This window comes from Bythopirellula sp. (assembly GCF_041737835.1).
In the GTDB taxonomy this organism is placed as follows: Bacteria; Planctomycetota; Planctomycetia; order Pirellulales; family Lacipirellulaceae; genus Bythopirellula.
This window is the reverse complement of the sequence record NZ_JBGSQY010000021.1, coordinates 1-14,971: the sequence shown is the minus strand read 5'-3', so window position 1 is coordinate 14,971 and position 14,971 is coordinate 1. Positions and strand designations below refer to the sequence as shown.

Sequence of the window (14,971 nt, the reverse complement as noted above, 5' to 3'; positions counted from 1 at the left end):
CGTTTGCGGCCAGACCCTTTAGACTGGTCCTGACTCAGCCCCAAAGTTTCATAGGTGCCGCGCATGTCCGAACCGCGTAAACCCCTACCGCTCCATACCAAGATTCTGTTGGGGCTTGTTATCGGGACGACGTTGGGACTTACGGCCAAAGCGCTCGCCATCCCTCCTGAAGACGCCGCGGGAGTAGAACCCGGCTTTCGTACTTGGCTGGGCGAGAATCTCACGTTCATCGCCACGCAGATTGCCGAACCCATCGGCAAAATCTTTTTGCGGCTCATCATGATGATGGTCATCCCGCTGGTGGTGTCGGCGCTTGCGCTTGGTGTGTTGGAATTGGGCGACGTCGGTAAGCTGGGGTTGGTTGGGCTCAAAACGCTCTTTTACACGCTGATTCTCTCGGGCTGCGCGGTCGCGATTGGCATTGGGCTGGTGAATCGTTGGCAACCCGGCAACACACTTTCCGAAGAACAGCGCGAAATATTAGCTGAGCGATACAACGCCAAGGCCGCCGAATCGATGGCCAAAAGCAAAGCGACCAAGGGGCTCAAAGATACTCTACTGGACATGATCCCCGAGAATCCTCTGCAAGAAGCCGTGGGGGCGCTCGATGGCACCTCCAAGGGGAACGGAATGATCGCCGTGATGTTCTTCGCGCTCATTCTGGGGGGAGCGCTTTCGGTTTCGGGCGAGCGAACCAAAACGCTGGTCAGCTTGCTCGAAGGATTCTTCGATGTTTCGATGACCGTCATTGGCTGGGCGATGAAGATTGCGCCCTACGGCGTCGCATGTTTGTTGTTCACCATCACTTCGCAGGTGGGCTACGACATTCTTAAAACACTCGGATGGTTTGTGGCGACGGCTCTTTCGGCGATGGCGATTCAAATGCTTGTGGTCTATCCCCTGATGATCCGCTTTGTTGCCAACCGCAATCCCTGGCAATTCTACAAAGATATTAGCGATGCTCTGGTCACCGGCTTTGCTACGTCAAGTTCCAATGCAACGCTCCCCACTGCGCTACGAGTCGCCGACGAAAAGCTGTGGCTCCCTAACGAGATTTCGCAATTCGTACTTACGATCGGCGCCACGGGCAACCAAAACGGCACAGCGCTTTACGAAGGGGTCGTCGTGCTGTTTCTCGCGCAGGTGTTTGGAGTCGATCTCACGATTTCGCAACAAGCAACCGTGGTGCTGATGTCGATGCTCGCCGGCGTCGGCACGGCAGGCGTACCCGGCAGTTCGATTCCCTTGATCGTACTAGTGCTGCAATCCGTGGGAGTGCCGGGCGAAGGGATCGGCATTATCCTCGGCATCGACCGCATCCTCGACATGTGCCGCACGGTGCTCAACGTGGGCGGCGATCTCGTCCTCGCGGCGTGCGTGGCGCGGAAGTCGACCTAGCGCATTACCCCGCTGGCCACTGCCGGCAATATTCGTACAGTGCCATCGCCGTGGCCGTCGCGACGTTGTAGCTGTAAGGCAACCCCCACACGGGAATCTCCACCACATCATCCAGCAGCGCCAAGACATCGTCGGTGAGTCCGGTACGCTCATTGCCAATTACCAGCGCGGTCTGGCGATGGAACTGATAGTGGTGCATGTCGACCGAGTCGGTCGTTTGTTCGAGCCCCACCAAATGATATCCGTTTTCCTTGAGTCCTTTCAGCACGGGAGGCAACGTGCGGTGAGTCACAATCCGAATCGTGTCGGCGCCATCCCGCGCGATACTGCGTTCGAGTTTGGCGGGTCCCGTGCAAATGATCTCGGTGAGTCCACAGCAACTGGCCGCCCGGGCAATCCGCGAGAGATTGATGTTGCTCCGCATGGGAGCGCAAACGAGCAACAATTGCCGAGGTTCGACCAATTCACGCGGGGGCTTGTGGCGTTGATGCTCGAACAAGTTGGTTATTCTCCTTTGAGGATTCGTACGCAAAGATTAAGCTGAAAGAAAGCCCGCCCCACTCGTTCCGATTTGAGAAGAGTTTCCCGCCTGCATGCCCACCAACCGCCGCACATTGATCGCTTGGATACTGCTCTTGGGCGCGGGGGCGGGCATCGCTTGGTCGTTCTTGGGAAGCGACCTACCGCCGGCTGATTTTACCTTTATCAACCCGAGCGAAGTCAAGAGTGTCGATCCCTCGTTGATCACCGGCCAGCCGGAGGGCCGCATCGCGATGGCGATACACGAAGGTCTGCTGCGCTATCACCCGGAAACGCTCGAACCGATTCCCGCCATTGCGAAAAGCTGGGAAATCTCCGACGACGGTCTCGTTTATACGCTTCACCTGCGCGATAACGCCAAGTGGTCCAATGGGGATCCGATCACGGCCAAAGACTTTTACTACTCCTGGCGAAGACTGCTCGATCCCCGCACGGCTGCCGAATACGGCTATCAAGCGTGGTACCTCAAGAATGCGAGGCGTTACAGTATCGGTGGCAGCGGCATCGAACCGGGCGATCCGGTAGAAATCGAGCTGAATCTTCCCACCGACGCCATCAACACGTTGCGGGGGGAAGTCCTACACGGCAAGTTGGTTCGCATTGAGGAACGCGGCGAAGACGAACGGACCTACATCGTCGAGCGCGATGGCAAAGAAATCGCCTATTGCCCCACCGATGACAAAACAGCCGCCACCGAAAAGCCCCCCAAAGATTGCCACTGGTGCCGGCAAGTGATTCTCGACTTCCGCGAAGTCGGTCTCGAAGTCGTCGACGATCACACGCTGAGGCTCACGCTCACGCACCCCACGCCCTATTTCTTAAGCCTATTGGCGTTTTATCCCTTCAGCATCGTCAATCAAGAATGCGTGGAGACATTTGGCTCGCCCCAATGGACGGCGGAAGAAAACATTGTCTCGGCAGGCCCATACAAAATCGACTTTCGCCGCATTCGCGACCGCATTCGGCTTTCCAAGAACGAGCATCACTGGGACCGCGACAATGTAAAGCTTAACACGGTCGACGTGCTGGCTGTGGAATCGCTGACCACGGGGCTTAACTTGTTCATGACGGATGAGGCGGATTGGATCACCGAAGTCCCACCGCCCGCGATGCGGGTGTTGCTCAAAGAAGAACCGCCACGCGACGATGTCAACCCGCACCCTTTTCTGTTGAGTTACTTCTTCTATTTCAACACGACCCGCAAGCCACTCGATGACGTGCGGGTTCGCAAAGCGTTGTCGCTGGCACTCAACCGCGAAGAGATCACCAAGCGATTGCTGCCCGCCGGTGAGTTTCCGAGCTACAGCCTCGTGCCACCGGGAATTCCAGGCTATGTCGAACAAAAGTGTGCACCGGAAGATGCGGATGAAGCCCGCCGATTGCTCGCGGAAGCCGGTTATCCCGAAGGACGCGGCTTTCCGCGGATCGATATTCTTTACAACACGCACGAATCGCATCAGGCCGTGGCCGAACTGATGCGCAAACAATGGCAGCGCGAACTGGGAATCTCGGTTCGCACGCGCAACGAGGAGTGGATGTCGTATCTCTCCAGCTTGCAGCAAATGCAATACAACATCGGCCGTCGAGGTTGGATCGCCGACTACAACGATCCCAACACGTTCATCGATATGTTTATTTCCGATGGCGAGCAAAATACCACTGGCTGGAAAAATGAGAAGTACGATCAGCTGGTGAAGGACGCCAGCATGGAGCTCGATCCCGACAAGCGTTTCCGCATGTTGGAGGAAGCCGAGCGAATCATTATGGAGGAGCTACCCATTCTTCCAATTTATACGTCCGTCTCCAAGAACATGGTCAAACCGCACGTTCGCGGTTTTTACAACAACGTCCGCGACGAGCATCCCATTTGGGCTATGTCGATCGACCCCGACCTCAAGGGCCCCAATGAATTCATGAAAGGTGAGAAATGATCTCTTTCATGCTCCGCCGGTTGGTTTGGATGGCCGTCACGCTGTGGATCGTCTTTACGATTTCTTTTTTTCTTATGCGGGTCGTTCCTGGTGGACCATTTGACCGCGAACGCGCGTTAGAGCCCGAGATCAAAAAAAACATCGAAAAGCGATACAATCTCGACAAACCACTCTACCAACAGTATCTAATTGAATTGGGCAATGTGACACGCGGCGACTTGGGCTACAGCTTTCGCATCAGCGATTACACCGTCAACGAAGTGATTGCCGAAGGTCTGCCAATCTCGGTGGCACTCGGCAGCCTGGCACTGATCTTCGCGACAACATTAGGACTCTTTGCAGGTGTAACTTCCGCCGTGTTTCGCGGGACATGGACGGACGCTGGTTTGATGCTTGTGGCCACGCTGGGGATCGCGCTTCCCAATTTTGTGATTGCCGGCATCAGTATCATTTTGTTTGTGTTTCTGATTCCCATTTTCCCAGCCGCCGGCTGGGGCGATTTCAATCAGCTTTTGCTCCCGGCATTTTGCTTGGGAGCCCCTTACGCGGCTTATGTCGCCCGAATTGCGAGGACGAGCATGCTCGACGTGCTTTCCCAGGACCACATCCGCACGGCCAAGGCTAAGGGAGTGGGCCCCGTCCGAGTGGTCATTGTCCACGGACTGCGCGGCGCGCTGCTCCCTGTTGTGTCGTTCCTCGGGCCGGCAGTCGCGGGGATCCTTACCGGATCGTTGGTGGTCGAACAAATCTTTGCGATTCCGGGTCTCGGTTCGCACTTCGTTCGAGCCGCTTTGGACCGCGATTACACGTTGGCCATGGGGTTAGTGCTCCTCTATACCGTGCTGCTGTACGTCATGAACTGGATTGTCGACCTTTCGTATGCGGTGCTCGATCCGCGGGTGGAGTTGCAATAGCCGCATGTCGAGCGACATTATCAAAACAATCGAAACGCCAGCCGAGCCGATTCAAGCCGAGCCCATCCAAGCCGCCGTGGGAATGTCGCTCTCGCAAGATGCCTGGCGACGGCTGCGTAAGAACCATGTCGCCATGGTCTCGCTGGCCGTGCTGGTCATGATTTGCGTCTTCGCATTCATCACACCGCTCTTGCCACTTCAGGCCCCCGACCAGGCTCAGACAAGCTTGCAGTATGCCGAGCCGTTATTGTCGCCGTTTTGGCTACACACGTTTGAACTCGACACAAAGGCGATTGCCAAAACACCTGACATTGTAAATAAGCTCCAGTCGGAATTGGTTGAACTTGAACAAAATTTCGCCGCTGCTCGTGATAAGTCCGATGAAGAATACCACGCGACACGGGAAGCCTTGCGCCGCAAGGAAGCCGAGATCCAAGACACAATCCAAGCCCCTTACCGCAAGTTGGGATTTCCCAATCTCGGCATTGTGAGCCGCTGGATGGTTCGCACGCGCTATGCCATCTTCGGCAACCGCAGCGTCAATTCGCTCTGCGGTCGCGACGTGTTGGGCCGCGATAGCCTTTCGCGCGTTTTTTGGGGATCGCGGATTTCCTTGCTGGTGGGGCTCGTGGCGACGATCGTGTCACTGGTCATTGGCGTCACCTACGGGGCCGTATCCGGTTATTTTGGTGGTTGGGTCGACGACGCGATGATGCGGTTCGTTGACGTGCTGTATTCGGTTCCCTTTATTTTCGTCGTGATCTTTCTGCTCACGATTTTGGGCGAAGAACGTGTCGCCGATGAGTTGGCCTATTGGGGCATCAATCGCATCACGGTCTTCTATTTGGTCGTAGGTGCCATCTATTGGCTCACCATGGCTCGAGTGGTACGCGGACAAGTGATGTCGCTCAAGCACGAACTGTTCGTCGAAGCGGCCCGTTCACTTGGGGCCAGCCAATTCCGCATTATCTTCTGGCACTTGCTGCCCAACCTGCTGAGCGTCGTGCTGGTTTATCTCACACTCACCATTCCCCGAGTGATGTTGTTTGAAGCCTTCTTGTCGTTCCTTGGCTTGGGCGTGGAACCACCCGACGTGTCGTGGGGGTTGCTTGCCAACGAAGGGATCAAAGTCATCACTCCCGTAAAAATCTATTGGTGGCTGATTCTCTTCCCCAGCATGGCGTTGGGCACAACCTTGCTCGCACTCAATTTCCTGGGCGACGGGGTGCGCGACGCGCTCGATCCCCGCTTGCGGGATGCGTAATAGCGGGCTGTTAATCTGGGCAATTCCAAATCCCGCGAATTCCCGTCTTTCCAAGAGACCCTTTGACGCACGGCCCCAATTCGCTACATTAACGTCCATACATCTGACCGCACTCTTTCATTGAGCCGTTTCGAATTTTATCAGTTCGAAACGGCTCTTTATTTTTGGTGGTCTCATTTTCTTTCTACAGTTCTGTAGCCGACCTCTGTGAGGTCGGATTTCTGCTTTGCCAGGTTGGCCAGCTTTGCTTGGTTTGCAGTTCCCCGAGCACGCAAAGCTCGATTTTTCGCGAGAGCGCTGGGGTCCCAACTTTCTCGCCGAAAGTCTTGGGTTTTGTCACTTGGCCATATCGCAAGTGCTGAAAGTTCAAGCCCTTGCGAAATTCGCACGTGCCAAAACGAGTCGACTTTTGGTCAAAACGTACATCGAGCGCGTTCCAAAAGTACGTCCCATGGTTTCAGTTTTCAAAGAACATGCCTCACAATGGGCGAGCCCCATTATCGCGATTGCGAAGCACTTCGCCACAACAATTTTTGGCCGGGGGGGAAGTGATTAGGCCAGAGAGGGCACAGAGGAAATCAAGGATGCCACTGCTGGATTGTCCAGCAGTGGCATCCGGCGATCGACTATCCGATGATCCACATGTCGGCGTGATGCTATCGATGACGCCGTAAAGCGAATGCAAGTAACGAGCTTGTGGCGAGCATGATGGAAGTAGGCTCGGGAATTAGCGAAACACCCAGAAGTGCTGTAGTGCCATCTTCAAATACCGCGTGAAACACAAACATAGAATTGCTGAGATATTGGGGCGCTATGTACTGAATTCCATATTGTCTGATCGTGCGTGAATCTCCCTGACTAAGAGCGATTAATGATCCCTCCGTGGCAATTAGCTTTGCTTGTCCATCTAGATCGACCAGCCAGTAACCCTGTTTGATAGTAGATGGGTCTGTTAAAGTACGGTAACTTGCATGCACAACAATTTGGCCTCGCTCATTAATGAGAGCGGGGTCATCAAAACTTGCGAAGGTAGCACCGCCGTCGATTCCTGGAGCAGGACTTCCAGAAAGGAGCAACATTTCGATATCGTCAGGGGTACCTCGCCAAACACTACTGCCAAACGAGCTGCCAATTTTTAATGGAATCGAAAAGGCAAACTGTCCATCTGCATTAGGTGCGGTCACAAGGAGATTGGGATTGGGAGAGAAAATCGTATCAGGGCCCAGGCCTGGTACTTGGGCACCCGATTGAACGACAAGCTTAAAATCGTTGCCATTGTAATGCCAAAGGCCAGTTTCAGATGGCGAGTTACCTTGTCGGTAAGGAGCATAAAAGAGTGCTTCTCCTTCCTCTCCTATTGAAAATTCGCCAAACCAAGCCGAGCCAGCGAACTCCAATCCTGGACCGGCGGAAGCGCCATCAAAGATGAGAGGCTCTAGAGTTCCGTTAGCTTGAGACACAAACGTTGCAGATTGAACACTCCCGTTAAGAACTGGGAGTGAAAACCAGCTTTGGCCTTTGTTGTTGAGTCCTATTATACGAGCGTCAAAAGCGTCTAACATCGTTCCGAATGGTGCAAACTCCCGCCCTAAGGTAGCCTGAGGGCCGAACTCGGGCGTAGCCTGCCCTTCGCGCGCGATAAGATGAAGTGAACCACCCGCTGTTGACCAAAGCGATTCATCATTGCCAACGTTCACATCCGGACCATCCAGTAATGCGAAGAAAGCGCTCTCCCCTTGATCGTTGAAATCGGCACCAGTGAACAAGGCAGTACCGGGATTATTGTAAGAGAAGTATTGGCTATTGACTCCGAAAATTGTTCCCGCAGAGGTATTCGGGGCGCTATCAAATTCCTTGACCTCGAAGCTACCGTTCAAGCTCTTCAGAAAACGTCGCTGAGACGTTTCGTTGGTAGTCCCTCCAATGACGACATCTCCCATTTCATTTAGTATCCCGCCACCTAGTCGTCCAAATTGAATAGCCGAATACGGGCTGGACGACACCGCATCGGAGGTCGCCGCGAGCCTGCTTAACACACCGCCTTCCCACATCCAGCTTGCTCCACTTGGATTCAGTGAACTGTATGTGGGAAAGTGTGTAGTAAACAGAACCTGCCCACTATCATTCACGTTAATATGGCGGCCACCTACACCACTCAAGTGCGAGTCCAGACTAAAATCACGTAATATTCCCAATGTTCCATCGGGAAGTATGCTGTCGGCCACTTGCCAGTCAGAAACAGCAATCGGAAATACTTCGACAGCATGCGCGGATTTCGTTGTTAATAGTAACGAAACGATGATCACACTCATCAAGGAATTTGATGACCAAAGCATCGATTGCATACGAGTCATGATAGATTCCAATTGCATGGTCCTGAAAGCAAAAGCACTTAGGAACAATAGATATATTTCATCCACCAAACAAAAAAACGGCTAACACCAACGCAAAGGTTTGCATGGTATTGGCCGTTTATGTTAATGGCAGCAGTAGCGACTTTCTTTCAGAATTTTTTTGCAATATAACTAGAAATTTCACTGCGGTCAAGCTATTCAGCTGCCAGCTCTTCCCATCGCACTAAAATATTTACCCTTCTATCTTCTCAATGGGGTGTCTTCAAATTCATTAGCGTTAGCAGATGATGGGGTTTGTACCAGTGAGTAAAAACAATTAAACCTTCTAGGATCGCGTGGCGATCCGGCTATTAAGTCCACACACCGCTTCGATCATCCCGTTCGGTCGTGTATACTTTCGCCACGGCGGTAGGTTCGTAGCGTTGGTAAAGAAAGCGGTCCGCACACTGGATAAATCGAAAGAGCCCTCACTCGATACCAGACAAATCTCCCCTAGTTCCTCTCAAAGCACCGGGAGGGAGATTGATTCGCCCCCATTGCTACCCGAAGAGGCGAGCGCTGTTACCTGCCCAAAATGCCATTCGCCGATGGTCTTAAGCACGGCCAAGACGGGCGCGAATGCCGGTTCGCAATTCTGGTGTTGTAGCCGATTTCCCGGATGTCGCGGGACGAGAGAGAAATAGTCTTTTCGAGAATGGGTCTCTTTTCGAGAATTACGAAGACTCAGCGGCTGGAAGCCACCGTTACGGATCCGACCTCACAGAGGTCAGCCACAGGACTGGGCACATGGCCCCTTACTCTTATTCGTGCTATCCGTTTGATTCGTGGTTGCCTTCTTGCTGCCCTCCCCTAGCCCCTCCCCGAGTACCGGTAGGGGGATAAAAATACCGGCTACCACTCGCCATTGGCAACCAACGCCAACATCTGCGGCAAGATCGTCCGCATTGCGCGGGCGCGGTGGCTAAGTGCCGCTTTTATGTGTGGGCCGAGATCACCAAACGTTTGGTGGTATTCGCGAATCTCAAAAAGGGGGTCGTAACCAAATCCGTTGCTGCCCGAGGCCGTCGTGCGAATCACTCCGCGGCATTCGCCGCCACTCTCAGCGCGGATCGTCCCCGCGGGATCGGCCAATGCCACGTGGCAGTAGTAACGGGCCCCCCGCTTTTCCCAGGGGACATCAGCCAGTTCCACTAACAGCTTGGCGTTGTTATCAGCATCGATCCCCGTGCCGGCATAGCGGGCCGAATAAATCCCGGGGGCACCACTGAGCGCATCGACTTCGAGGCCACTGTCGTCGGCCAAAACCCATTGGTTGAGATGCTGCGCTTGAAGAGAGGCTTTGAGCCGCGCGTTGGCCGCGAAAGAATCGCCGCTCTCCTCCACGTCGAGCGGATTCGCAAAATCCTTGAGCGTGCGGATCTCAAAACCGTAGGGCTCGAGCAGTTCCGCCAGTTCTTGGGCTTTATGGGCGTTCGACGTGCCGATGACAAGTTGGTGCGCAGCATTGTTCATGCTTCGCGTTATAACGAGTCGGCCGCCAAGTCGCCAGCCGCCAAAACTCTGAGCCCAAACGCGCTAGCTTGGGGTTGTTCGATGCGGCGAAATATGAATTCTCAGAACCCGCGGCTAGCGCCTTGCGGCTCAAGTATCAGTCCTAGTTTCTCGCGTAAGTCGAACTGATCGACTTCTTCGGCACGTAAACCGGCTCGGGGATAATATCGAATGGCAAGCCGACGAATCGCTTAGGGTGCAAGCCGGCAAATGTTTGACCATGTTGAGAGAACAGATTGCTAAAGCGTTGTTTTTGCAGCTCTTCCAATTGCTGATCTTGGGCGGCGGGCTTCTCGAAAATATTATTGGGGGTCGCGGCACCGAAGGTGTTCACAATCGTCTGAGCTTCCGAGCCAGCCAGAGCAACACTGCCATCTTCAAACTGTTGCCCATCGTCGAATGAACCGACCGTTACATAGCTTTCGTGACGGTCGTGGAATTCATAGGCTTCCCAACCTTTTTCACGTAGCGCGGCGGCTAAGAGGTGGGCATTCTTCGCGGCTTCAACGAGAGGGTCTTTTTCTTTCGCAGCCCGAGTCTTATTATTTGTCTGCTCATCTTCGCCGGTTTGAAACATAATCCGACCACGGAACGTCGCCACACGGATTGAATACTTGCCTGGGCATTTCATCAACGAATACTCCAAGCCCTCATTCCATTTGGCGACTTCATTGTCGACACCTTGAGGCACAAAGTATTCCTTAGGCAGAATTGGGTTCCGCGTCAAAAAGGCGTGCCCCATCGGACCGCGTTTCTCTTTGGGATTGATTTGTTCCCGCACCATATTTTGAAATTGACGAATCCCTGCCAAACTTTGTGTGTTCTCTTCGCCTTGTTCAATCTTCAAGGTTTCGGGAGTGATTTCTTTGATTTGCTTAAGCAGTTTTTGGGCTTCAGCATCGTCAATCGTCGGAAACTCACCAACCATGACGGCATGCTCGACAACGATGTTACCCCGGTTATAGCGCTTCTTGATCGGCGCGCCGTGCTCATCGATGCCTCGTCCAGGATTGCCTCCCTCCATCTCGAAAGTCATGCCGTAGTAATAGGCCGGCAGTCGGAACTTACTTCGCAGTTCCAGCACCAATTCACGCGCTTGAGCCTCGCCTTCGTCGCCGGAGAACGAAGTCGCCATCACCAGCCATGGTCCGTTGGTGTCGCTCAAATTGTATTGCTGGTTGGGATCCGCTGGGACTGCTTTGCGCGGCACGAGTTGCTCCCAGACCTTGGGGGCAGCCGGGGCCAGTGAAGTGGAGAAAATTGTTAAGGTCAGCGCTAAAACAAATTGCGTGTATCGCATGGATCGCAGACTCCTCGGAAGGCGAGAAACACTCTTGCGGGATGCCGGTAATGGCATTCAGGGGCGGGGAAAATAGCAAATCTGGCCGCTGCCATCCAGGGCGATCCTCAGCCATTTCCTGTCGCAGAAACGGCGAAATCGGACGGTTTTTCCGCCACTAAGCGGTTTTCCTCACAAGATGTGCTAGCCCCCGGCGAACAACCCTGCATTCCGCCGTATAATCTTTGTGTGGTCGCGGGGAGCGGCCCCGCTTATAAATTAAATCGTTGAACAGACTTCGCTACGGCATTCTCGCCGAGTTGGTTATCAAAGAGGGAAAACCCATGCGTCATAATTTTTTTTCGTTGGCATTTCTTGCAACGCTGCTAGCACTTGGCAGCATCATCCACCCCGTCACAGCCGCCGAGGCTACCGTAGATAAGCCGAAAGCTGAAGCCGCTGACAAGGCTGATAAAAAAGCGGACACCGACAAAGCCGATAAAAAATCTGACGCGAAGAACTCCGAAGAGAAGGACGCCAAGGAGAAGGAACCCGAACAGAAACCGACCAAAGTTCGCCTGGCCCTAATCAAGATCGAAGGCGACTTGCCGGAGTCACCAGGACAAATGTCGCTCTTTGGTGACTTGGGTATCGACCTCCGCAAGATGATTGCCCGGCTCGACAAAGCGGCTGACGACAAGAACATCGACGCCATCATCTTGGAACTTGGCAATGCCAACCTGAGTCGCGGCAAACTCAACGAACTTCGCGATTCGATTCACCGCATTCGTAAGGGTGGCAAAAAGATCTACGCGCAAATGGAATCCGCCGACGGCGAGCAATTGCTCCTGGCGAGTTCTTGTGACGAAATCATTATGCCCGAAGCCGGCATCATCTTGATTCCCGGCGTGCAACTGGAAATCGCTTACTACAAAGACCTGCTCGAAAAAATCGGTGTCGAAGCCGACATGCTGCACGTGGGTGATTCCAAAGGCGCGGCCGAGCCCTTGATGCGCCGTAACATGAGCGACCCGGTCCGTAAAAACCTCACGGCATTGGTTGACGATTTATTTGACCAAATGCTCACCACGATCGCCGCGGATCGACAGCTGCAAATCGAAGAGGTTCGTAAAGTCGTCAATCAAGGCTTGCTGACCGCCAACGAAGCGAAGAAGGCCGGGCTGATCGACCGCGTGGAATACTTCGATGAATTTCGCGAACAGCTCACGAAACAATACAAGGCCGACAAACTGGTTTATGTCGTCAACTACGGCAAGCAGGAAATCGACACCGACTTTTCTGGCCCCATGGGCATGATGAAATTGTTCCAATCGATCCTGGGCGCCAGCACCAGCGGCGATGGTGTGACGGGCCCTAAAATCGCACTCGTCTATGCGGTCGGTCCGATCATGTCGGGCAAAAGCCAAAGCGGCTTCGGCGGCGAAGCGATGGGCTCGGAAACCATTGTCGAAGCCCTGCACAAAGCAGCCGCAGACGACGAAGTGAAGGCTATCGTGCTACGGATCAATAGTCCCGGCGGTTCGGCCTTGGCGAGCGACATGATTTGGCATGCCACGCAGAAGATCGACAAGCCCATCATCGCCAGCATGAGCGACGTCGCCGCCAGCGGTGGCTACTACATCGCAATGGGCGCCGACAAAATTTATGCCGAGCCAGGCACGATCACCGGCTCGATCGGCGTTGTCGGCGGCAAGCTGGCAATGAACGGTCTGTATAGCAAGCTCGGTATTACCACCGACGCGATTCGCCGTGGCGACAATAGCACGATCTTTTCGGCCACTGAGAAGTTCTCCGAGGGAGAACGCAAAGTCGTCGAGAACATGATGCAGGACGTCTACCGGCTCTTCACGACCAAAGCGGCTGAAGGGCGGAAGATGAAGCTCAAGGACTTAGAATCGCTGGCCAGCGGACAAGTTTACACGGGCCGCATCGCCAAGCGGAAAGGGCTGATCGACGAAGTCGGCAGCCTCAAAGATGCCTTCCACGCCGCCAAAGTCGCCGGCGGGCTCGATCCCGACAAGAAGTATCAACTCTTGGTGCTGCCCGAGCCTGTCAATCCGCTGGAAGAGCTGTTCGGTGCCGACTTAGACAAAGAACGTGAAACCGAAATCCTCAGCGGCTTGAATTCTTTGATACCCGAGATTGCGACCCCGTTGGTTCACGCCCTGCAATTGCGCGAGCTGATGCAGGATCCGGCGATGGTGCTTATGCCCTTCTGGGTGGAGGTAAAGTAGCGGGTAGAGGTGAAATAGTTGTAGGCCGCGAATAAGCCGTGCGCAGTTCCGGCAATGAAGAATGCTGCCGGAACTCGTACAACGCGTTCCGGCCTACGAACTGAGAATTTGCCGTGTGTGCCAATTCGCACGGCACATCCAGAGAAGTCGCTCAATTCTCGGCTTTGTGCGCTAGGAACAGCGTTTGCCCTTTGAATGAGTTGCATGGTTTACTCGATGCAACTGGGGGGCACGAAAATGTACACGTCACACGCTTGGTCAAGGATTTTAGTGATCGCCGGGCTGATGAGCATGATCATAGGAGCCATCGACCCACTCGAAGGCTGCGTCGTCATTCTGGCTGGAATCGCTTCAGCCGCGCTAGGTGCGTACTTGGGCCAAACGCGACATCGGAGGTTTCTTTACTGGGGTTTGGCGTCGGTCGTCTGCGGCGTTGCGGCGATGATCATCCTGAGCGATCTCGGCGGCATCGGCGGCCGCAGCGGACACTCGCTTTGGTGGGGTCTGTTGATGGTCCCCTACCCCGTGGGCTGGCTGTTAGGACTCATCGGGGTTGGATATGCGCTTGTCGAGTTTTATCGATTAAGGTCGCTGCCGAAGAATGGGTTGCAATAGAGATTAGGGAATCTCGTATTGAATCTATGTAAGTTTAATTGGCACTCATCCAAGCATACTCTCCGGAGAGAGTACTTGCTCTCGCTGAAGTGTCGATCCAAAATAGGATGGACCAATCCTAAAAGTTTTGACAAGGGCCATAGTTATGAATTTACGCTTGGAACCATTCCTTACTAAACACTATTGCTCAACGCTGCTTTTGAATTTTGCCGTATTCTTCCTTTTATATTTTTCTTGTTCCGATACTGTAGCGGCAAACGAACTACGCGAATGGACTGACAATACTGGCAAACACAAGATTACGGCAATCCTAATTGAGCACAAAGACGGCCAAGCAAGGCTAAAGCTCTCAAATGGAAAAATTGTTTCAGTACCTGTTGCTAAGTTGAGTCAAGCTGATCAAGAACACTTGGCGCAACTGGTACAGGCAAATAAGCAAAACGCACCTCAACACAAAGATGTTGACACAATTACCAGTAAGATTAACGGCTTGACTGAGGAATATAACGCGGCCTTCAAAATATTCAGCACTTTAGAAGAGAAAAGAACTGCCGGGGAAGTTGTAACTAAAACGGAAAGAACTAAGTCCGGCCAAGAATTGCAAAAAGAATACGAACAGTCTTTACAAAGTGCTGGCCTAGCTACTGAAAGCGTTGGTATGCCTGTTGGGACGGATTTTTCTCCTATTGAATTGCCACAGCCTGGCCGCGATTACACACCTTTTGATAGGTGCGATAGCCCAGGACTTTCGGACAGCGGCGGGCCAGTTTTTCTACGCCGCTAATGCCGGGGCGTTTTCGGCTTCGAATTGTTCTGGGGTTTTGTAGTCGAGCGACTGGTGGAGCCGCTGACGATTGTAAAAGATTTCGA

Annotated in this window: 11 protein-coding genes; 7 read left to right on the top strand and 4 right to left on the bottom strand. The window is 53.6% G+C overall.

Going from position 1 to position 14,971, the window contains the following annotated elements:
* The first annotated feature begins 63 nt into the window (after positions 1 to 63).
* On the top strand, positions 64 to 1,398 hold the full coding sequence (locus tag AC6T8Q_RS04740; protein ID WP_496919745.1) for a dicarboxylate/amino acid:cation symporter: 1,335 nt from the start codon (positions 64 to 66) through the stop codon (positions 1,396 to 1,398).
* A 4-nt stretch (positions 1,399 to 1,402) separates the two neighbouring features.
* Here AC6T8Q_RS04740 and AC6T8Q_RS04735 read toward each other — a convergent pair whose 3' ends face one another.
* On the bottom strand, positions 1,403 to 1,897 hold the full coding sequence (locus AC6T8Q_RS04735; RefSeq protein ID WP_500677981.1) for a TrmH family RNA methyltransferase: 495 nt from the start codon (positions 1,895 to 1,897) through the stop codon (positions 1,403 to 1,405).
* Between the two features lie 94 nt (positions 1,898 to 1,991).
* Here AC6T8Q_RS04735 and AC6T8Q_RS04730 point away from each other — a divergent pair, with 94 nt between their 5' ends.
* The 3 genes from AC6T8Q_RS04730 to AC6T8Q_RS04720 are packed head-to-tail and all read left to right on the top strand — an operon-like array spanning position 1,992 to position 6,047.
* On the top strand, positions 1,992 to 3,869 hold the full coding sequence (locus AC6T8Q_RS04730) for a peptide ABC transporter substrate-binding protein (RefSeq protein WP_500677980.1): 1,878 nt from the start codon (positions 1,992 to 1,994) through the stop codon (positions 3,867 to 3,869).
* Positions 3,866 to 4,783, top strand: coding sequence for an ABC transporter permease (locus AC6T8Q_RS04725; RefSeq protein WP_500677979.1), 918 nt, complete (start codon positions 3,866 to 3,868; stop codon positions 4,781 to 4,783). The genes AC6T8Q_RS04730 and AC6T8Q_RS04725 overlap by 4 nt, the downstream gene beginning before the upstream one ends.
* A 4-nt stretch (positions 4,784 to 4,787) precedes the next feature.
* Positions 4,788 to 6,047 carry an ABC transporter permease gene (locus tag AC6T8Q_RS04720; RefSeq protein WP_500677978.1) on the top strand — a complete coding sequence of 420 codons (1,260 nt, stop codon included), beginning with the start codon at positions 4,788 to 4,790 and terminating at the stop codon, positions 6,045 to 6,047.
* A gap of 656 nt (positions 6,048 to 6,703) precedes the next feature.
* On the opposite strand, the gene AC6T8Q_RS04715 is transcribed toward AC6T8Q_RS04720, so the two are convergent.
* The 3 genes from AC6T8Q_RS04715 to AC6T8Q_RS04705 form a co-directional block, all read right to left on the bottom strand.
* Complete coding sequence (locus tag AC6T8Q_RS04715) at positions 6,704 to 8,401, bottom strand: DUF7453 family protein (RefSeq protein WP_500677977.1); 1,698 nt, start codon at positions 8,399 to 8,401, stop codon at positions 6,704 to 6,706.
* A gap of 891 nt (positions 8,402 to 9,292) precedes the next feature.
* Positions 9,293 to 9,913 carry an RdgB/HAM1 family non-canonical purine NTP pyrophosphatase gene (gene rdgB, locus AC6T8Q_RS04710; protein WP_500677976.1) on the bottom strand — a complete coding sequence of 207 codons (621 nt, stop codon included), beginning with the start codon at positions 9,911 to 9,913 and terminating at the stop codon, positions 9,293 to 9,295.
* Between the two features lie 142 nt (positions 9,914 to 10,055).
* Positions 10,056 to 11,252, bottom strand: coding sequence for a hypothetical protein (locus tag AC6T8Q_RS04705; RefSeq protein ID WP_500677975.1), 1,197 nt, complete (start codon positions 11,250 to 11,252; stop codon positions 10,056 to 10,058).
* 323 nt (positions 11,253 to 11,575) lie between these two features.
* On the opposite strand from AC6T8Q_RS04705, the gene sppA reads away from it, so the two are divergent.
* From sppA to AC6T8Q_RS04690, 3 genes are all read left to right on the top strand, one after another.
* Positions 11,576 to 13,486, top strand: coding sequence for a signal peptide peptidase SppA (sppA, locus tag AC6T8Q_RS04700; protein WP_500677974.1), 1,911 nt, complete (start codon positions 11,576 to 11,578; stop codon positions 13,484 to 13,486).
* Positions 13,487 to 13,690: 204 nt separating this feature from the next.
* Positions 13,691 to 14,101 carry a hypothetical protein gene (locus AC6T8Q_RS04695; protein WP_500677973.1) on the top strand — a complete coding sequence of 137 codons (411 nt, stop codon included), beginning with the start codon at positions 13,691 to 13,693 and terminating at the stop codon, positions 14,099 to 14,101.
* 145 nt (positions 14,102 to 14,246) lie between these two features.
* A complete protein-coding gene (locus AC6T8Q_RS04690) occupies positions 14,247 to 14,885 on the top strand; it encodes an SHD1 domain-containing protein (RefSeq protein WP_500677972.1) in 639 nt (212 codons plus the stop codon).
* Positions 14,886 to 14,971 lie beyond the last annotated feature (86 nt).

Excerpts from the sequence above, each read along its gene's own strand:
- AC6T8Q_RS04705 (WP_500677975.1), bottom strand. The coding sequence starts at position 11,252 with ATGCGATACACGCAATTTGTTTTAGCGCTGACCTTAACAATTTTCTCC.
- AC6T8Q_RS04730 (WP_500677980.1), top strand. The coding sequence starts at position 1,992 with ATGCCCACCAACCGCCGCACATTGATCGCTTGGATACTGCTCTTGGGC.
- AC6T8Q_RS04695 (WP_500677973.1), top strand. The coding sequence starts at position 13,691 with ATGGTTTACTCGATGCAACTGGGGGGCACGAAAATGTACACGTCACAC.
- rdgB (WP_500677976.1), bottom strand. The coding sequence starts at position 9,913 with ATGAACAATGCTGCGCACCAACTTGTCATCGGCACGTCGAACGCCCAT.
- sppA (WP_500677974.1), top strand. The coding sequence starts at position 11,576 with ATGCGTCATAATTTTTTTTCGTTGGCATTTCTTGCAACGCTGCTAGCA.
- AC6T8Q_RS04740 (WP_496919745.1), top strand. The coding sequence starts at position 64 with ATGTCCGAACCGCGTAAACCCCTACCGCTCCATACCAAGATTCTGTTG.
- AC6T8Q_RS04690 (WP_500677972.1), top strand. The coding sequence starts at position 14,247 with ATGAATTTACGCTTGGAACCATTCCTTACTAAACACTATTGCTCAACG.
- AC6T8Q_RS04720 (WP_500677978.1), top strand. The coding sequence starts at position 4,788 with ATGTCGAGCGACATTATCAAAACAATCGAAACGCCAGCCGAGCCGATT.
- AC6T8Q_RS04715 (WP_500677977.1), bottom strand. The coding sequence starts at position 8,401 with ATGACTCGTATGCAATCGATGCTTTGGTCATCAAATTCCTTGATGAGT.
- AC6T8Q_RS04725 (WP_500677979.1), top strand. The coding sequence starts at position 3,866 with ATGATCTCTTTCATGCTCCGCCGGTTGGTTTGGATGGCCGTCACGCTG.